Origin of the sequence: Bradyrhizobium sp. AUGA SZCCT0177 (assembly GCF_018130125.1) — a bacterium.
Lineage (GTDB): Bacteria > Pseudomonadota > Alphaproteobacteria > Rhizobiales > Xanthobacteraceae > Bradyrhizobium.
On record NZ_JAFCMA010000036.1, the window covers coordinates 56,097 to 72,828 of the forward strand.

The following is a 16,732-nucleotide window of genomic DNA, read 5'->3' on the forward strand; positions in this document are numbered from 1 at the left end:
GCCAATTTCGGCTCCGCGCCCTCACCTGTGAGGACCGCTGTTGGTACGGCCAGGCGTTTGCTCTCTGCATCGTGACATCAGGCGTGATACGCGCGGTATACGATGCCGCGGCTTTGTCCCGAACGCTTAGGTTCGGGCTTCCAGATAGGTCATGATGTCCCCACATCGCTTTGCCGTTTCGCTCGCTGCCGTTTTGATTTCGACAATCGCTTTTTCCCCCGGCGGCGCGCCGGCCCAGACCACGGTGACGTCGGAGCGTCCCGCCAGCTTCACGCTTGGCAACGGCCTGCAGGTGGTGGTGATCCCCGATCACCGCACCCCCGTAGTGACGCAGATGATCTGGTACAAGGTCGGCTCCGCCGACGAGACGCCGGGCAAATCGGGACTGGCGCATTTCCTCGAGCATTTGATGTTCAAGGGCACCGCCAAGCATCCCGCCGGTGAATTCTCTGAAACCGTGCGCCGGATCGGCGGCAACGAAAACGCCTTCACCTCGGTCGACTATACCGGCTATTTCCAGCGCGTGCCGCGCGACCAGCTCGGCCGGATGATGGAATTCGAGGCCGACCGCATGACCGGCCTCATTCTGAAGGACGAAAATGTTCTGCCCGAGCGCGACGTCGTGCTCGAGGAATACAACATGCGGGTCGCCAACAACCCGGACGCGCGGCTGAACGAACAGATGATGGCCGCGCTGTATCTCAACCATCCCTATGGCCGCCCCGTGATCGGCTGGCGACAGGAGATCGAGAAGCTCGACCGCGAGGACGCGTTGGCGTTCTACAAGCGCTTCTACGCGCCGAACAACGCCACCCTGGTGATTGCCGGCGATGTCGACGCCAAGGAGGTCCGCCCGATGGTGGAGCACGCCTATGGCGCGGTGCCTGCACAGCCGGCGATTCCCGCGCAGCGCATTCGTCCGCAGGAGCCGGCACCCGCCGCACCGCGCACCGTGACGCTGTCCGATCCGCGCGTCGAACAGCCCGGCCTGCGGCGCTATTACCTCGTTCCCTCCTCGACGACCGCGGCCGCCGGCGAAAGCCCGGCGCTCGACGTGCTTGCGCAACTGATGGGCGGCGGCTCCAACTCCTATCTCTACCGCGCGCTGGTGATCGACCGCCCGCTCGCGATCAACGCCGGTGCCGGCTATCAGGGCACCTCGCTCGATCCGTCGCAATTCTCGATCTCGGTCTCGCCAAAACCGGGCGTGGAGTTCTCGGCAGTCGAGCAGGCGATCGACGACGTGATAACGGACGTCATCCAAAATCCCGCCCGCGCCGAGGATATCGAACGGGTCAAGACCCAGCTGATCGCGGAGGCGATCTACGCGCAGGACAATCAGGCGACGCTGGCGCGCTGGTATGGCGGCGCGCTCACCACGGGCCTGAGCATCGAGGACATCCGCAGCTGGCCTGATCGCATCCGCGCCGTCACCGCCGAACAGGTCCGTGACGCCGCCCATAAATGGCTCGACAAGAAGCGTTCGGTGACGGGTTACCTGATCAAGGACCCCACGCCGAAACGCGAGGAGAAGCGCTCGTGATCCATTTTTCGATTGGCGCTCGGCGCTTCACATCAACCATTGCCGCCCTCGCGGCACTGCTGTTGCTGACCCCGGCACCATCGCACGCCGCCGCGAAAATCCAGCGCCTGGTGTCACCCGGCGGCATTGAAGCCTGGTTCGTGCAGGACGCCACCGTGCCCCTGATCGCGATGGAATATGCCTTCCGCGGCGGCTCGAGCCAGGACCCGGCCGACAAGCCCGGCACCGGCAACCTGGTCGCCGGTCTGCTCGACGAAGGTGCTGCCGATCTCGACTCCAAGACCTTTCACGAGCGGCTTGACCGGCGCGCTATCGAGCTCAGCTTCTCATCGACGCGGGATTATTTCCGCGGCTCGCTGCGCATGCTCAAGGACAACAAGGACGAAGCCTTCAACCTGCTGCAGCTTGCATTGACCTCGGCGCGTTTCGACGCCGCCGACGTCGAGCGCATCCGCGCGCAGGTGATCTCCAGTCTGCGGCGCGAGACCACCAACCCCTCCTCGCTGGCGAGCCGCAAGTTCCTGGAAGTCGCGTTCGGCGATCATCCCTATGGCCGTCCGTCCAACGGCACGCTGGACAGCGTGCCCAATATCGACGTGTCGGACATGAAGGCCTATGCCGGCCGCATCATCGCCAAAGACACATTGCGGATATCCGTGGTGGGCGATGTCGACGCCGACACGCTCGGCAAACTCCTCGACAAGACGTTCGGCGGATTGCCGGCCAAAGCCAGCCTGACGCCGGTCGCCGAAATCCAGGCCGCCCAGCCGCCGCAGCGCGCCTTCGTTCCGCTCGACGTGCCGCAGACCGTGGTCATGTTTGGCGGCCCCGGCATCCGTCGCCATGATCCGGATTTCATGGCCGGCTATGTCGTGAACCATATCCTCGGTGGCGGATCATCGTCGCGGCTTTACAGGGAAGTCCGCGAAAAACGCGGGCTGGCTTATTCGATTTCTGAATCCCTGCTCTGGATGGACCGCTCCGCCTTGTTCGTAGGCAATACCGGCACCCGCGCCGACCGCGCCGGTGAAACGGTCGACGCCATTGAAAAGGAGATCCGCCGTATCGCCGAGGACGGCCCGACCCAGAAGGAACTGGACGAGGCCAAGTCCTATCTGAAGGGCTCGCAGATGCTGGCGCTCGACACCTCCTCGAAGCTCGCCGCGGCGCTGCTGCAATACCAGCTCGACAAGCTTCCGATCGATTACATCGAACGGCGCAACGCCCTCGTCGACGCCGTGACGCTCGACGACGCCAAAAAGGCCGCACAGCTGCTGTGGGGCAAGGGCCTGCTCACCGTGATCGTCGGCCGCGCCCCGCAAGCCGCCGCCCAGCCGGCCGTTGCTGCGCCGCCGCCGAAAGCGAACTAGACCCTGCCTCGCACAGAGATTCCTGTCCCGGACGCGGTTGGGTCGAAACAGCCGGTAGGCGTCTGTTTGGAGGTAGGTGGACAGGCTCCGCAGGTATAGGGTCGCTGCGGCATCGGTGCCTATGCGGCGACCGATTCCGGGGAGCGAACATCATGACAATTCGTTTGATCGGACCGCTGCTATGCGGCAGCTTGCTCATGCTCGTCACAACCACGGCCGGCTTCGCGGTGGAAAAGAAGGGGCCGACGACATCGCAAGAGCCGGTCGCGCGGGCAACCACTGTCAAGAGCAGCAAGTCGAACACCAGCGACCGCATGGGCGGGGGCGGAGGCGCGAAGGGTGGCGGCACCCAATCCATCACCGGCCAACCGGGCGGGACCAAAAGATAAGGCACTTCCGCCGTTGGCGATGAAAAATTGACGCTGCCTCGGTTAGCCGAGGCGGCACCCCAGGGCAGCGAACGCATCTTCCTTCAGCGCCGCGCGCAAAACCGCTATCTTGTGCCCACCGATTCCTTCTTCTTTCCCGGTGACGCCATGCTGCGGATTTCCCGCGACCTCACGATCGACGAAAACGACATCGAGATCGACTTCGTCCGCGCTTCGGGTCCAGGCGGGCAGAACGTCAACAAGCTCTCGACCGCCGCGCAATTGCGTTTCGACACGCGCAAGATCACGCTGCCGGAAGACGCCGCTCTGCGGCTCAACCGGCTCGCCGGCCAGCGCATGACCAAGGAAGGCGTGATCGTGATCCACGCCCAGCGCTTCCGCACCCAGGAGCGCAACCGCGCCGACGCCATCGACCGCCTGCTCGAACTGTTGCGCGAAGCCATGGTGAGGCCGGTGCCGCGGCGCGCGACCAAGCCGACTTTCGGCTCCAAACAACGGCGGCTGGAGGGCAAGAAGAGCCGCAGCGACGTCAAGTCGAAGCGCGGCGCGGTGCGCTTCGACGACTGACGGAGTTGGCGGCGAGCATTGGTCTGCTGCGCCAGCGCTTCGGTTCTGATTCAGTCAGAAGAAACTCCGGCCGACGCGCGACCGGAGTTTCCGAGTTGTAAGTGGAACCTGCTGAAGCGCGCTACTAGTAGCGCTTGCCGCCGGTCGCGGTATCGCCGGCTGCACCGCCAGTGCCCTTGGCCGCGCCACTGCCGGCGCCGACCGTGCCCTTCGCACCGGTCTTCGCGGCCTTCTGTCCGGCCGCGCTCGGCTGTGCATTGAGTTCCTCGTCGTCGGTGGCCGACGTCCCGCCCTGCATCTGGCTCTTGCCCTGCACGCCGCCGCGGATCTTGCTATCGGACGAGGCACCCTGCGCCAGCACGGGACCGGCCACCATGGCCGAGATGGCAAGCGCGATCGCCGAGGTTTTCACTAACTTCATTCAGTCCTCCTGGGTTTGATTCGCGATGAGCGGTTCGGTTGTTCCATGCGCCATCCGTCCGGACCTGCCCATCGCACAGAGCAATTTGTCGCGAACGGCGCACGCACCAGACAATCCGCGCCGTGTGGTCTTCGTTTAGGGATTTCGGGGCAATTTCGCGAAAACTTGGCCACGGATCGACCCAATATGCGGCACGTGGAACTTGCGTCAGTCGCGAATCAAATATTCCCGGATCATGATCCGCGCGCGGTGAATGCGGGCCTTCACGCTTTCGCGGGTCAGGCCGAGCACGCCGGCGATCTCGTCAATCGACAATTCCTCGATGTCGCGCAGCAGGATCACTTCGCGATAATGCTCGGGCAGCGACTGGATGGCGCGCGAAAGATCGATGCGAAGGTCTTCAGGACGCCAATGCGCCAGACGCGCCTCGGTGTCATCCGCCGGCGCGTCGGTCATTCCGATCGACCGGCGCAAGAGCCGCAGACAGGCGCGCCGCGCGACCGCGAACAGCCACGCCGAGAACGACGTCACCGCCCGCAGCGTTCCGACGCGCCGGTACAGCAGCAGCAGCGTTTCCTGAACCGCATCGTCGATGTCGGCCGCGCGGCAATTGCGCGCCGCATAGCGACGGATATCGGGCTGCGCCGCTGATATCAGCGACACCAGCGCATCGGCGTCTCCGCCCCGCGCCGCCTCGATCAGTCCGCGATCGCAGCGGCTTGCTCGGACAAGCGCATTCATGGCGAGGGCAGCCGGCGGCCGACCATGGCGCACATCGGGCAGAATCCGAAGAATCCGGTCGCGATCGCGACCGCTCCGGCAGCGGCGATCGCATAGCCAGCCATCGTGCCCGGCATCGCCATCAGCCCATAGGCGATCATCATGATGCCCCCGATACCCCGCATCGCCCGCTCCCAGCCCGGCAGATTCTTGCGATAGAACATTCTAGCTCCTTTGATTTCACGAGAGAACCGTCCGTTCTCGTGTCATAGAGCCGCCCCGCCGGGCTTTCGGTTCGCGGACTGGCAAGTTTTTTTAGCACCCCGATCTCGCCCGTTGCTGGAACCCGACCCGCAGCATGGCCGCTTTTGTTCTGCCGTGAAACAGCCCGCTACTACCACCGCTTCCGGACAGCGACCTAAATTCTGTGCACGCGAATGGCCATCATCGCCTGCCCAAAGGAGCTGAACTGAATGGCAAAACCCGTTCATTCGATGATCCGCGTGCTCGACGAGGCCAAGTCGCTGGACTTTTACGCGCGCGCCTTCGGGCTCGAAGTCGCCGATCATCTTAAGTTTCCGGATTTTGCGCTGATCTATCTGCGCCATCCCTCCTCGCCCTTCGAGGTCGAACTGACCGTCAATTACGATCGCAAGGAGCCCTACTCCCTCGGCGATGGCTACGGCCATCTCGCCATTGTCGTCGACGACGTCGATGCCGAACATGCCCGGTTCGAACAGGGAAAACTGTCGCCCGGACCGCTGCGCGACTTCAAGCATGACGGCCGGACGCTGGCGCGCTTTTTCTTCGTCGCCGACCCCGACGGTTACAAGATCGAAGTGATCCAGCGGGGTGGCCGCTTCGGTTAGTCGCAATCAATAAACGTTCAATGGAGGAACCCATGAGAGAAGTCGATCGTCGAAGCAAATACAATCGCCGCATCTTTCTCCAAGGCGCGGCAACCGCGGTACCGGCCGTTGCGATTGCGACCAGCGCAGGTCTCGGCATTGGTGAAGCCTGGGCCGACGACGCCACGTCGTTGACCCCTGCGACACTCAAGACACTGGTCAAGATGGCGCGCGATATCTATCCGCACGATTTTCTCGGCGACAGCTATTACATCACCGCGATCAAGCCATGGGACGGCAAGGCGGCGAAGGACCCGGCGGTGAAGTCGCTGATCAATGACGGCGTCACGCGGCTGGATCAGGACGCCAACGACCGACACAAGGTTGCCTATGCCCAGGTGCCCTGGGAAGCGGACCGCGTGGTGTTGCTGCAGCGGATCGAGCAGACCGCATTCTTCCAGAAGATTCGTGGCGACCTCGTCGTCTCGCTCTACAACCAAAAAGAGCTGTGGCCGAAGTTCGGTTACGAAGGTTCCTCCGCCGAGCATGGCGGCTACATCAAACGTGGCTTCGCCGACATCGACTGGCTGCCGAAGGTCTAGGCCCAGGCAACTCAACAAACAGCGGTGAGGAGGAAATCCAAATGGCAAAATTCGATCTGAATGATAGCGGCGTGGTGGTGATCGTGGGCTCAGGCGCCGGCGGCGGAACATTGGGCAATGAACTTGCACAGAAGGGCGTCAAGGTAGTGATCCTCGAAGCCGGCGCCCGCATCGAGAACCATGACTTCGTCAACGACGAATGGGAGAGCTTTACCCAGCTCGCATGGACCGACATGCGCACCACGTCGGGAAGCTGGCGGGTCGCCAAGGACTTCGCCAACCTGCCGGCCTGGATCGTCAAAGCCGTCGGTGGCTCGACGACCCACTGGGCCGGGGCGTCGCTGCGTTTCGACGAGCACGAATTCAAGGTGAAGACGACCTATGGCGGATTGCCCGGCGCGAACCTGCTGGATTGGCCGATCACGCTCGCCGAAATGGAGCCATGGTACGCCAAGGCCGAAAACAAGATGGGCGTGACGCGCACCAACGGCATTCCCGGCCTGCCCGGCAACAATAATTTCAGGGTGCTCGAGGCCGGCGCCAGGAAGCTCGGCTACAAGACCGTGCATACGGGCAACATGGCCATCAACAGCGAGCCCCGCGATGGGCGCGCCGCCTGCCAGCAGATCGGATTCTGCTTCCAGGGCTGCAAGTCCGGTGCGAAGTGGTCGACGCTCTATACCGAGATTCCAAAGGGTGAAGACACCGGGAATCTCGAGGTGCGGCCCAACAGCATGGCGATCAAGATCGAGCACGATGCATCGGGCAAAGTGACCGGCGTCGTCTATGCCGACGCGTCAGGCGCGATGCAACGCCAGAAGGCGCGCGTGGTGGCGGTTGCCGGCAACTCGATCGAGAGCCCGCGTCTGTTGCTCAACAGCGCATCGACCATGTTCCCCGACGGTCTTGCCAATTCGTCCGGCCAGGTCGGCCGCAACTACATGCGGCACATGACCGGCAGCGTCTACGCGGCGTTCGAGAAGTCGGTGCATATGTATCGCGGCACCACGATGGCCGGCATCATCCGGGATGAGGCCACCAACAATCCAAAGCGTGGGTTCGTCGGCGGTTACGAGATGGAAACGCTGTCGATCGGTGTGCCCTTCATGGCGGCGTTCCTCAATCCGGGCGCGTGGGGACGGCCGTTCTCAGCCGCGATGGAGGCCTATCCGCGCATGGCCGGCATGTGGCTGGTCGGCGAGGACATGCCGCAGGAAACCAACCGCATCACGCTGGATCCCAAGGCCAAGGACAAGTTCGGCATGGCCGTGGCGAGTGTGCATTTCGACGACCATCCCAACGACATCGCGATGCGCAATCACGCCTACAAGCAGGGTGCCGCCGTCTACGAGGCGATCGGCGCCACGGTGACCTATCCGACGCCGCCCTATCCCAGCACCCACAATCTGGGCACCAACCGGATGAGCGAGAAGCCAAGGGATGGCGTGGTCAACAAGTTCGGGCGGACGCACGACATCAAGAATCTGTTCATTTCCGACGGCAGCCAGTTCACCAGCGGAGCTGCCTGCAATCCGACGCTGACGATCGTCTCATTGGCGATCCGACAGGCGGATCACATCGCAGGTGCGATGCAACGCAAGGAAATCTAGCTGCCTGAATAACAATGCGGCCCTGTCCCGGACAGGGCCGCATTCTATTTGGAAGGCGCAAGCTCTATTCGGCCGCGTCGAGAATGACGGGCGCATTGCCACCAAACTCCGCGATCGCCGCGGCACTCACTGCCAACGCACTCCTCGAGCGATAGATCAGACACGAGCACCGCAGCAGCGACGCAAAATTGTTGACCTCGCCATGGTGGTCGAGGACTTCGTTGTGCAGCTTGGTAAGGAATTTCGCGAGGCTCATTCCCTCCTTCGCCGCGATCTCCTCCAGCGTGTCCCAGAACGACATTTCCAGCCGGATCGAGGTGCAATGGCCACCGATCCGCAGCGATCGGGTCTGCGATTCGTAGTCGCGTTGCGGCTGGTGTGCGAACAGCTGGCACATGGCAGTCCTCCCGTCAGTTTATAACTTTTCTAAACGATATACCTGCGCAGGCGACCTCACAATCCCACGTCGTGGACAGCGACATCTCTCGCGAGCTCCGCGTTGCGGCGCCGAACATCAGCATCTTCAATGTGATAGTCAGGATCATCCCCAGCGGGAACCGATTCGGTCGCCGCCCAATGCAATTGCCGTCACGGCGGCCTAGAATGCTGCAAGCCCAGAATCGGTCCCTGAACGAAGCCCATGCCCGTCCGCCAACTCCCAGAACAGGTCGTCAACCGCATCGCCGCCGGCGAGGTGGTGGAACGGCCTGCAAGCGTAGTCAAGGAACTGGTCGAGAACGCCATCGACGCCGGCGCCTCCAGGGTCGACATCTTCACCGATGGCGGCGGCCGGCGGCGGATCGGCATCACCGACGACGGCAGCGGCATGACCCATGCCGACCTGACGCTGGCAGTCGATCGCCACGCCACCTCCAAGCTCGACGACGAGGATCTGTTGCGGATTCGTACGCTGGGATTCCGCGGCGAGGCGCTGCCCTCGATCGGCGCGGTGGCGAGGCTCGGCATCACGACGCGGCACGCAGGCGAGCCGCATGCCTGGTCGCTGTCGGTCGAAGGCGGCGCGAAGTCGCCGATCATGCCGGCGGCGCTGAGCCAGGGCACCCGCGTCGAGGTCAGCGATCTCTTTTTTGCGACACCGGCGCGGCTGAAATTCCTCAAGACCGACCGCACCGAGGCCGAAGCGATCCGCGAAGTGGTGCGAAGGCTGGCAATGGCGCGGCCCGACATCTCCTTTACGCTGGCCGGCGAAGAGCGCGCGCCGGTGACCTGGGCCGCAGCACTGCCCGGTGCTCCGGGTCGGCTGACGCGACTGGGCGATATCCTCGGCGCGGATTTCCGTTCCAGCGCGATCGAAGTGCGCAGCGAGCGCGACGGCGTGGTGGTCGAAGGCTTTGCCGCCGCCCCCTCGCTGACGCGGGCCAATGCGCTCGGACAGTATCTGTTCGTCAACGGCCGCCCGGTGCGCGACAAGCTGATCCTCGGCGCGGTGCGCGCGGCCTATTCCGACTATCTGCCGCGCGACCGCCATCCGGTCGTGGCGCTGTTCGTGACGCTGGAGCCGCAGGAAGTCGATGCCAACGTGCATCCCGCCAAGACCGAGGTCAGGTTCCGCAACGCCGGCCTGGTCCGTGCGCTGATCGTGCATGCACTCAAGGACGGCCTCGCGCGCGAAGGCCGGCGCACGGCTGCGAACACCGATGGTGCTACGCTCGCCTCGTTCCGCCCATCCTTCGCGCCGCGCCCGAGCAATTGGGACTGGCGAAGCTCGCCTTCCTATCCGACAGGACCGATGCCCTCCTTCGCCGGTTCGGCGGCGCCGGCCTTCACCGAGCCGGGACAGGCCGCATTCGATGTCGGCACGCCGACGGCCGATGTGCGCTTCGAGGCGCAACCCGCCGCCGACATGCTCGATCGCCCGCTGGGTGCGGCACGCACGCAGATCCACGAGACCTATATCGTGTCGCAGACCCGCGACGGACTGATCGTCGTGGACCAGCACGCCGCCCATGAGCGCATCGTCTACGAGAAGCTCAAGGCCTCACTGGCGCGCAACGGCGTGCAGCGGCAGATCTTGCTGATTCCCGAGATCGTCGAACTCGACGAGGCCACGGTCGAGAAGCTGCTCGATCGTTCTCTGGAACTGGCAACGTTCGGGCTGGCGATCGATTCCTTTGGCCCTGGCGCGGTTGCGGTGCGCGAGACGCCGTCGCTGCTCGGCAAGGCGAATGCCGCGGGCCTGTTGCGTGATCTCGCCGAGCATATGGCGGAATGGGACGAGGCGTTACCTTTGGAGCGTCGGCTGATGCATGTCGCCGCCACCATGGCCTGTCACGGCTCGGTCCGCGCCGGCCGCCGCCTCAAGCCGGAAGAGATGAACGCGCTGCTGCGCGAGATGGAAGACACGCCGAACTCCGGCCAGTGCAATCACGGTCGCCCGACCTATGTGGAATTGAAGCTATCGGATATCGAGAAGCTGTTCGGGCGGAGGTGACGTCGCGTCGCACTCAACTGTCATCGCCCGGCTTGACCCGCCGACCCAGTACTCCGCAGCGTTCGAAATAGACCACTAGCTTCCCGGCGTACTGGATGCCCCGCCTTCGCGGGGCATGACAGTCATGATTGGGCCACGGCCTTCAGGAACACGAACTCCGTGTCGTCATAGACCCGCCGCTCCAGCTCCTCGAATCCCTCAGGTGCCGCGAACGCCGCGGCCTTCGCCTCTTCCACCACCAGCAACGTGCCCGGCGTCAGCCAGCCGCCCTCGCGCAGCGAGGCCAGCGCATTTTCCGCGAGTCCCTTGCCGTAAGGCGGATCGAGGAACACCAGCGAGAACGGCTCCATCGGATGAACAGGGCCGAGATTGGTGGCGTCGCGGCGATAGACTTTTGTCACGCCGCCCAGCCCTAACGCCTCGACATTATTGCGGAGCAGCGCCCGCGCTTCCGCGCCATTGTCGACGAACAGCGTGAACGCCGCGCCGCGCGAGGTCGCCTCGATGCCGAGCGCGCCGGTGCCCGCGAACAGGTCGAGCACGCGCGCGCCTTCGATCGGATCGTCATAGGCATGGACGAGGATGTTGAACACCGACTCGCGCAAGCGATCCGCGGTGGGGCGGATCTCGCGCGATGAGGGCGAGGCCAGATTACGACCCTTCAACCGTCCGCCGACGACACGCATAGCCCAACTACTCGTCCCGCGGCTTCAGATCGCGCTTGCCGTGATAGCCGCGCTGCGGACGGCGCGGCGGGCCGTAGCCATTGGCCTCTTCCTCGTTGCGCGCGCGGGCTTCCTCGCTGCCGGTGCGCTGCACCAGCACGCGGCGACCCTTGCGGTCGGCGATCACGCCTCGCTGGGTCACGGGCTTGGGAGGCGTTGGCTCCTTGTCACCCGGCATCGGCCGGTTGAAGTCAGCGCCTGCCAACTCAGCAATCTTCTCGCCGAGCTGCTCGCGCAGCACGCGGGTCTTGACTTCCTCGACCTGGCCTTCGGCGAGTTCGCCGAGCTGGAACGGGCCGTAGGACACCCGGATCAGCCGGTTCACTTCGAGGCCGAGATGCGCCATCACGTTCCGCACTTCGCGGTTCTTGCCTTCGCGGATCGCAAACACCAGCCAGACATTGGCGCCCTGGTCGCGCTCCAGCGTCGCGTCGATCGAACCGTATTTGACGCCGTCGACTTCGACGCCCTTCTTGAGTTCATCGAGCTGCGCCTGCGTGACTTCGCCATGGGCGCGGACGCGGTAGCGCCGCAGCCAGCCGGTGTCGGGCAGTTCGAGCGCGCGTGCCAGCCCACCATCATTGGTCAGCAGCAGCAGGCCCTCGGTATTGAAATCGAGCCGCCCGATCGAGATCAGCCGCGGCAGGCCTTCGGGCAGATTGTCGAATACCGTCGGCCGCCCTTCGGGATCGGCATGCGTCGTCATCAGGCCGCGCGGCTTGTGAAACATGAAGAGGCGCGTGCGCTCGCGCGGCGGCAACGGCTTGCCATCGACGGTGATCGCATCGTTGGCGGTGACGTCGAGCGCCGGCGAATTGATGACGCGGCCGTTGACGCTGACGCGGCCTTGCGTGATCCATTCCTCGGCGTCGCGCCGCGAGGCCAGGCCGGCGCGCGACACCACCTTGGCGATGCGCTCACCTGACTTCTTGACCTTCGGCGGCTGCGGCCCGCGCTTTTCGAATTCGGTCTTGCGCTCGCGATACGCGCCACGGCCGCCGAACGCCGGACGTTTTGCAAAGATCCTGCTGTCATCCTCGTTCTCGCGGCGCGGACGTTCGTCACCCGGCTCGCTGCGGGGATGCTCCTGCCAGTCGGTGCGGCCTTCGGGCCGTTGACGCGGCCGGTCGAACTTCGGACGATCACCGGCGGGACGATCCTCGCGCGAACGCGAGAAGCGCGGACGCTCGTCACCGCCGCGGTCGTCGCGGGAACGGTCAAAGCGCGGCTTGTCGAAACTGCGCGCGCCGTCACGGGCGGGACGCGCATCGCGCTCGCCACGATCCTCGCGCTTCTGCCACGGCTTTGAATCGCTACGGTCGGCGCCGAAGCTCTTGCGCGGGCCGCGGTCGGGCGCGCCACGCGAGGAGAATTTCTTGTCGCCGCCAAATTTGCGCTCTGGACGATCGCCGCGGGGACGGTCGCCGTCCTTGCGGAAACCTTCGCCACGCGGCGTATAGGGACGCTTCTCTCCAAATTTCTTCTCGCCAAAGCGCGCCGCCGGACGAGCATCGTCGCGATCCCCAGGGCCGCTCTTGCGGTCCCGAGGGCCGCTGTCGCGGTCCCGGCGCGGCGGACGGTCGTCGCGATTGAAGTTCGGGCGATCGCCGCGCGGCGTGTAGGGGCGCTTCTCACCACCGCGATCTTCGCGCGGCTTGAACGAACGCTTTTCGCCGTCGTCGCCACGGGACGGACGGCTGGAAAACGGCCGGTCGCCACGGGGACGGTCATCCCGGTTGAAACGCTGCGGACGGTCACCGCCCTCGCTGCGATCGCGGAACGGCCGGTCGCCACGCGGCGGGCGCGGCGCGTCGAAATCGCGGCGCGGCGGACGATCGCCGTCGCGCTTGCCGGCGTAGGGCTTAGCCCCGCCAGCATAAGGCTTCTTGTCGAACGATCGCGCGCCGTCTGGCTTGCCGGCATAGGGACGCCGCTCGCCGTCGCGCTTGTCGCCGTCAACCTTACCGGCAAAACCGCGCTTGGCGAATTTCTTCTCAGGTCCCCTGGCCGCGCCCGAACGGCCCTTGCCGCCTGAGGGGCGGCCGCTGCCGGGGCGATCACGCCGGCCGCGGGAATCGTTGTCTTTGTCGTTGTCGCGGGGCATGAATAGTCTCTCGTTCTTAGCTGAAATGGCGATCAGGCGGATGTGGATCGGCTGTCATAGCGGTAACGCGCGCGCACTTGGCTCAAGGCGCAATCTCACGCAAAACCGGTATCCACGTTTGCTGAAGGCGCTTCTAGTAGCAGGTTTCTTCCGATGATACGAGGGATGACTGCCCCTTCTTTCATGGATTTGGCGCTCAAAACGGCCAAAAATGCCGCCAAGGCGGGCGAAGTTCCGATCGGATGCGTCATTGTCCGGGGTTATGAGGTCATCGCCACCGCCGGCAACCGGACCCTGACCGACCGCGATCCGACCGCCCATGCCGAGGTTTTGGCGATCCGGCAGGCCGCGGAGGCCATCGGGACCGAGCGGCTGGTCGATTGCGACCTCTATGTCACGCTCGAGCCCTGCACAATGTGCGCCGGCGCGATCTCGTTTGCGCGCATCCGGCGGCTGTATTACGGCGCCGCCGACCCGAAGGGCGGCGCGGTGGATTCCGGGGTGCGGTTCTTTGCGCAGCCGACCTGCCATCACGTGCCGGAGGTGTATTCGTCGGTCGGCGAGACCGAGGCGGCGACGCTGCTGAAGGATTTTTTCCGGGTGAGAAGGTAGCCGACCCCGCTTGCCCGTCATTGCGAGCGAAGCGAAGCAATCCATCGCGCAGCATAGCGGACAGATGGATTGCTTCGTCGCTTCGCTCCTCGCAATGACGGAAAATGAGTTACGCAGCGGTGAAAAACTCCTTCAACAACCTCGCCGTCACATCCGGATTCTCCTCCGGCAAAAAATGTCCGCTGTCGACCGGCGCGCCCCGCACATTGGTCGCCCACTTCTTCCAGGTGTCGAGCGGGGTGGTCGCGGCGCTGGCGACGCCGGCATCGCCCCACAGCGCCAGCATCGGGATCGTGATCTTCTTGCCGGCGTCGAAATCGGCCTTGTCGATCTCATAGTCGGCATAAGCGCCGGCGCGGTAGTCCTCGCACATCGCATGCACGCGGGCGGGATCGCGGAACGGTGCGAGGTAATGCTCCAGCGCGCGCGGGTCGATGGCGTCAAGCGTCTGGCTCTTGGTCTGGCTCGCCATCTTCTGCCGGAGGAAGAATTCGCCATGGCCGTCGATCAGCGTTTCCGGCAGCGGATGCGGCTGCGCCAGAAACGCCCAATGATAAATTTTCAGCGCGGAGAGCCGGTTCAGCTTCTCCCAGTAGTCATAGGTCGGCGCGATATCGAGCACAGCGAGTTTTGACAGCCGGCCGGGATGGTCGAGCGCGAGGCGATACGACACCCGCCCGCCGCGGTCGTGACCGGCGAGCGCGAAATGCACGTGGCCGAGCTGCTCCATCGCCTCGACCATGACCTTGGCCATCGCACGCTTGGTGTAGGGCGTGTGGTGTTCGTCGGTGCGCGGCATGTCCGACCAGCCATAGCCCGGCAGGTCGGCGATGATCAGCGTGAAGCTATCAGCCAGTTGTGATGCCACCGGATGCCACATCACATGCGTGGACGAAAATCCGTGCAGCAGCAACAGCGGCGGCCCCTTGCCGCCGACGCGGGCGAAAATGCGGCCCGCCGACGTGTTGATCCATTCGGAGGCGTAGCCGGGAAACAGATCGGCAAGATCAGACATGGTGAGCGCTCCCTTCGCGGCGGGCCGCTGCTTTAAACATTGTTTGGCGTTGCCGCTGGCACGTCCCGGGTTTATGCCATTCATCAAGTCTGCCCAACAAGAAGCAAATGCGAGGAAGTGCCATGTCGATCGATTTCGAGATTCCGGCCGAAGCCAAGGCAATCCGCGAGAAGGTCCGCAAATGGGTGCAGGAAGAGTGCATCCCCGCGGAAAAGGAACTCGATACCAAGCCGCTCGCTGAAGTCCTCGGGCCGCTGCGGGCCAAGGCCCGCGCGCGCGGCCTGTGGTGCCCGTGGGTGCCGAAGGAATATGGCGGCATGGGCTTAGGTCCGCTCGCCAATGCGCTGGTGCAGATGGAGCTCGGCGAAAGCATGCTCGGCGCGCTGTCGATGAACACGCAGGGCCCCGACGACGCCTCGATGATGACGATATTGGCCCACGGCACGGAATATCAGAAGGAGAAGTTCCTTAAACCCCTGCTGAACGGCGACAAGCGCATCTGCTTCTCGATGACCGAGAAGGCCGCCGGCGCCGACGCCACCGGCATGCAGACCACGGCCGTGAAGGACGGCAACGAGAATTACATCCTCAACGGCGAGAAATGGTTTTCGTCCTCGGCCAGCGTCGCCGACATGGCGCTGGTGGTCGCCAGAACCGATCCGAACGCGCCGCGTCACAAGCAGCACTCGACTTTCATCGTCGAACTGCCGAATCCCGGCTACAAGATCAAGCGCAACGTCGCCAACATGGCGATCGAGGGGCCGCATGCCGACGCGATCCACGGTGGCCACTCCGAGATCGAGATCAAGGATTTGAAAGTGCCGGCCGACAATCTGCTCGGCGGCGAAGGCAACGGTTTCAATATGGGCCAGCACCGGCTGGCCTATGGCCGCCTTCGCCACGGCATGCACAACGTCGCCAAGGCGCAGCGCGCGCTCGACATGGCGGTCGGCCACATCACCAAACGCTCGACCTTCGGCCAGTTGCTCGCCGACCGGCAAGCCGTGCAGTTCATGCTCGCCGACTGCGCCGAGCAGCTCTATATCGGCCGGCTCATGCTCCTCCATATCGCCTACAAGGCGGAGAAGGGCCTCGATATCAGGCAGGAGAACTCGATCGCCAAGGTCTACCATGCGCACATGGTGCACAAGGTGATCGACACCGCGATCCAGCTCCACGGCGCGCTCGGCTTCAGCCAGGATACGCCGCTCGCCAAATGGTACACGCAGGTGCGCTCGCAGCGGCTGGTCGACGGTCCGGACGAGGTGCACCGGTGGAAGATCGGCAAGAACGTCATCAAGGCGTTCCGCGAGCATGGCACGACGGCGAGTGCTGTCGGTGGGGATTTGCTGTAGGGGTCGCATAAATACAGGTGTCGTCCCGGCGAACGCCGGGACCCATAACCCCGGTCATCTGTTGTTGAAAAAAGCCGTCGACTATCGTGCGAAACAACAACCGCTGCGGCGTATGGGTCCCCCGATGCGCAATTGCGCATCTGAGCTCAAGGCCGGGACGACGGCGGTGTTTGTTGTTGCAGCGTGACCTAAACGCAGTTTCGCATTCTCGCGGCGCATTGCGCCCGAGCTTTGCCAGAAACTCCTTGCCCTCGAAATAAGAGGGCGCAGGGAAGACCGGGTGCGCGCTGCACCCGCGGTCTCGCGTGCGGTTTGCACAAAACAAAGTGCACACGAGCATACAGGGCAGCGGAGAACACCCGGCCTTCCCTGCGCAATGGCTTTACGGCTTATGCCGCG

At 64.2% G+C, this 16,732-nt stretch carries 17 protein-coding genes; 10 read left to right on the forward strand and 7 right to left on the reverse strand.

Translation table 11 applies throughout. The features are described 5' to 3' along the window. The first annotated feature begins 151 nt into the window (after positions 1-151). From JQ597_RS31555 to arfB, 4 genes are all read left to right on the forward strand, one after another. Positions 152-1,543, forward strand: a complete 1,392-nt coding sequence (locus JQ597_RS31555; RefSeq protein WP_409363323.1) for a M16 family metallopeptidase — start codon at positions 152-154, stop codon at positions 1,541-1,543. Then, a complete protein-coding gene (locus tag JQ597_RS31560; protein WP_349628922.1) occupies positions 1,540-2,913 on the forward strand; it encodes a M16 family metallopeptidase in 1,374 nt (457 codons plus the stop codon). Before JQ597_RS31555 ends, JQ597_RS31560 begins: the two co-directional genes overlap by 4 nt. Positions 2,914-3,065: 152 nt before the next feature. Continuing rightward, positions 3,066-3,302, forward strand: coding sequence for a hypothetical protein (locus JQ597_RS31565; RefSeq protein WP_212269344.1), 237 nt, complete (start codon positions 3,066-3,068; stop codon positions 3,300-3,302). 147 nt (positions 3,303-3,449) lie between these two features. Then, positions 3,450-3,869, forward strand: a complete 420-nt coding sequence (arfB, locus tag JQ597_RS31570; RefSeq protein WP_212269358.1) for an alternative ribosome rescue aminoacyl-tRNA hydrolase ArfB — start codon at positions 3,450-3,452, stop codon at positions 3,867-3,869. Positions 3,870-3,993: 124 nt separating this feature from the next. On the opposite strand, the gene JQ597_RS31575 is transcribed toward arfB, so the two are convergent. The 3 genes from JQ597_RS31575 to JQ597_RS31585 form a co-directional block, all read right to left on the reverse strand. Beyond that, a complete protein-coding gene (locus JQ597_RS31575; protein WP_212269345.1) occupies positions 3,994-4,290 on the reverse strand; it encodes a hypothetical protein in 297 nt (98 codons plus the stop codon). Positions 4,291-4,497: 207 nt separating this feature from the next. Beyond that, the gene (locus tag JQ597_RS31580; protein WP_212269346.1) at positions 4,498-5,031 is read right to left on the reverse strand and encodes an RNA polymerase sigma factor; all 534 of its coding nucleotides are present in this window, start codon (positions 5,029-5,031) and stop codon (positions 4,498-4,500) included. After that, positions 5,028-5,234 (reverse strand): YgaP family membrane protein, encoded by a 207-nt coding sequence (locus JQ597_RS31585; protein WP_212269347.1) that lies wholly within the window; start codon positions 5,232-5,234, stop codon positions 5,028-5,030. The genes JQ597_RS31580 and JQ597_RS31585 overlap by 4 nt, the downstream gene beginning before the upstream one ends. Before the next feature lie 249 nt (positions 5,235-5,483). Here JQ597_RS31585 and JQ597_RS31590 point away from each other — a divergent pair, with 249 nt between their 5' ends. Genes JQ597_RS31590 through JQ597_RS31600 form a run of 3 tightly spaced genes read left to right on the forward strand, consistent with a single transcriptional unit; the run spans position 5,484 to position 8,070 of the window. Then, positions 5,484-5,879, forward strand: coding sequence for a VOC family protein (locus JQ597_RS31590; RefSeq protein WP_212269348.1), 396 nt, complete (start codon positions 5,484-5,486; stop codon positions 5,877-5,879). A gap of 32 nt (positions 5,880-5,911) precedes the next feature. Then, a complete protein-coding gene (locus JQ597_RS31595) occupies positions 5,912-6,460 on the forward strand; it encodes a gluconate 2-dehydrogenase subunit 3 family protein (protein ID WP_212269349.1) in 549 nt (182 codons plus the stop codon). 41 nt (positions 6,461-6,501) lie between these two features. Then, the gene (locus JQ597_RS31600) at positions 6,502-8,070 is read left to right on the forward strand and encodes a GMC family oxidoreductase (RefSeq protein ID WP_212269350.1); all 1,569 of its coding nucleotides are present in this window, start codon (positions 6,502-6,504) and stop codon (positions 8,068-8,070) included. A 64-nt stretch (positions 8,071-8,134) separates the two neighbouring features. Here the strand turns inward: JQ597_RS31600 and JQ597_RS31605 are convergent, their stop codons facing one another. After that, positions 8,135-8,467 carry a ribbon-helix-helix domain-containing protein gene (locus tag JQ597_RS31605; RefSeq protein ID WP_192738848.1) on the reverse strand — a complete coding sequence of 111 codons (333 nt, stop codon included), beginning with the start codon at positions 8,465-8,467 and terminating at the stop codon, positions 8,135-8,137. 243 nt (positions 8,468-8,710) lie between these two features. Here JQ597_RS31605 and mutL point away from each other — a divergent pair, with 243 nt between their 5' ends. Beyond that, the gene (mutL, locus tag JQ597_RS31610) at positions 8,711-10,522 is read left to right on the forward strand and encodes a DNA mismatch repair endonuclease MutL (protein WP_212269351.1); all 1,812 of its coding nucleotides are present in this window, start codon (positions 8,711-8,713) and stop codon (positions 10,520-10,522) included. 122 nt (positions 10,523-10,644) lie between these two features. Here mutL and rsmD read toward each other — a convergent pair whose 3' ends face one another. Then, on the reverse strand, positions 10,645-11,208 hold the full coding sequence (gene rsmD / locus JQ597_RS31615; RefSeq protein ID WP_212269352.1) for a 16S rRNA (guanine(966)-N(2))-methyltransferase RsmD: 564 nt from the start codon (positions 11,206-11,208) through the stop codon (positions 10,645-10,647). A 7-nt stretch (positions 11,209-11,215) separates the two neighbouring features. Continuing rightward, complete coding sequence (locus JQ597_RS31620) at positions 11,216-13,351, reverse strand: pseudouridine synthase (protein ID WP_212269353.1); 2,136 nt, start codon at positions 13,349-13,351, stop codon at positions 11,216-11,218. 153 nt (positions 13,352-13,504) lie between these two features. Between JQ597_RS31620 and JQ597_RS31625 the strand changes: the two genes are divergently transcribed. Further along, entirely contained in the window at positions 13,505-13,963 is a 459-nt protein-coding gene (locus JQ597_RS31625; RefSeq protein WP_212269354.1) for a nucleoside deaminase, read from the forward strand. A gap of 109 nt (positions 13,964-14,072) precedes the next feature. Here the strand turns inward: JQ597_RS31625 and JQ597_RS31630 are convergent, their stop codons facing one another. Beyond that, complete coding sequence (locus JQ597_RS31630) at positions 14,073-14,978, reverse strand: alpha/beta fold hydrolase (protein ID WP_212269355.1); 906 nt, start codon at positions 14,976-14,978, stop codon at positions 14,073-14,075. Between the two features lie 122 nt (positions 14,979-15,100). Here JQ597_RS31630 and JQ597_RS31635 point away from each other — a divergent pair, with 122 nt between their 5' ends. Then, positions 15,101-16,333 carry an acyl-CoA dehydrogenase family protein gene (locus tag JQ597_RS31635; RefSeq protein WP_192738854.1) on the forward strand — a complete coding sequence of 411 codons (1,233 nt, stop codon included), beginning with the start codon at positions 15,101-15,103 and terminating at the stop codon, positions 16,331-16,333. Positions 16,334-16,732 lie beyond the last annotated feature (399 nt).

Coding starts and splice junctions, on each gene's coding strand:
- JQ597_RS31565 (WP_212269344.1), top strand. CDS start 3,066: ATGACAATTCGTTTGATCGGACCGCTGCTATGCGGCAGCTTGCTCATG.
- JQ597_RS31635 (WP_192738854.1), top strand. CDS start 15,101: ATGTCGATCGATTTCGAGATTCCGGCCGAAGCCAAGGCAATCCGCGAG.
- JQ597_RS31555 (WP_409363323.1), top strand. CDS start 152: ATGATGTCCCCACATCGCTTTGCCGTTTCGCTCGCTGCCGTTTTGATT.
- JQ597_RS31625 (WP_212269354.1), top strand. CDS start 13,505: ATGATACGAGGGATGACTGCCCCTTCTTTCATGGATTTGGCGCTCAAA.
- JQ597_RS31585 (WP_212269347.1), bottom strand. CDS start 5,234: ATGTTCTATCGCAAGAATCTGCCGGGCTGGGAGCGGGCGATGCGGGGT.
- JQ597_RS31575 (WP_212269345.1), bottom strand. CDS start 4,290: ATGAAGTTAGTGAAAACCTCGGCGATCGCGCTTGCCATCTCGGCCATG.
- JQ597_RS31600 (WP_212269350.1), top strand. CDS start 6,502: ATGGCAAAATTCGATCTGAATGATAGCGGCGTGGTGGTGATCGTGGGC.
- JQ597_RS31580 (WP_212269346.1), bottom strand. CDS start 5,031: ATGAATGCGCTTGTCCGAGCAAGCCGCTGCGATCGCGGACTGATCGAG.
- JQ597_RS31605 (WP_192738848.1), bottom strand. CDS start 8,467: ATGTGCCAGCTGTTCGCACACCAGCCGCAACGCGACTACGAATCGCAG.
- mutL (WP_212269351.1), top strand. CDS start 8,711: ATGCCCGTCCGCCAACTCCCAGAACAGGTCGTCAACCGCATCGCCGCC.
- arfB (WP_212269358.1), top strand. CDS start 3,450: ATGCTGCGGATTTCCCGCGACCTCACGATCGACGAAAACGACATCGAG.
- JQ597_RS31630 (WP_212269355.1), bottom strand. CDS start 14,978: ATGTCTGATCTTGCCGATCTGTTTCCCGGCTACGCCTCCGAATGGATC.
- JQ597_RS31620 (WP_212269353.1), bottom strand. CDS start 13,351: ATGCCCCGCGACAACGACAAAGACAACGATTCCCGCGGCCGGCGTGAT.
- rsmD (WP_212269352.1), bottom strand. CDS start 11,208: ATGCGTGTCGTCGGCGGACGGTTGAAGGGTCGTAATCTGGCCTCGCCC.
- JQ597_RS31590 (WP_212269348.1), top strand. CDS start 5,484: ATGGCAAAACCCGTTCATTCGATGATCCGCGTGCTCGACGAGGCCAAG.
- JQ597_RS31595 (WP_212269349.1), top strand. CDS start 5,912: ATGAGAGAAGTCGATCGTCGAAGCAAATACAATCGCCGCATCTTTCTC.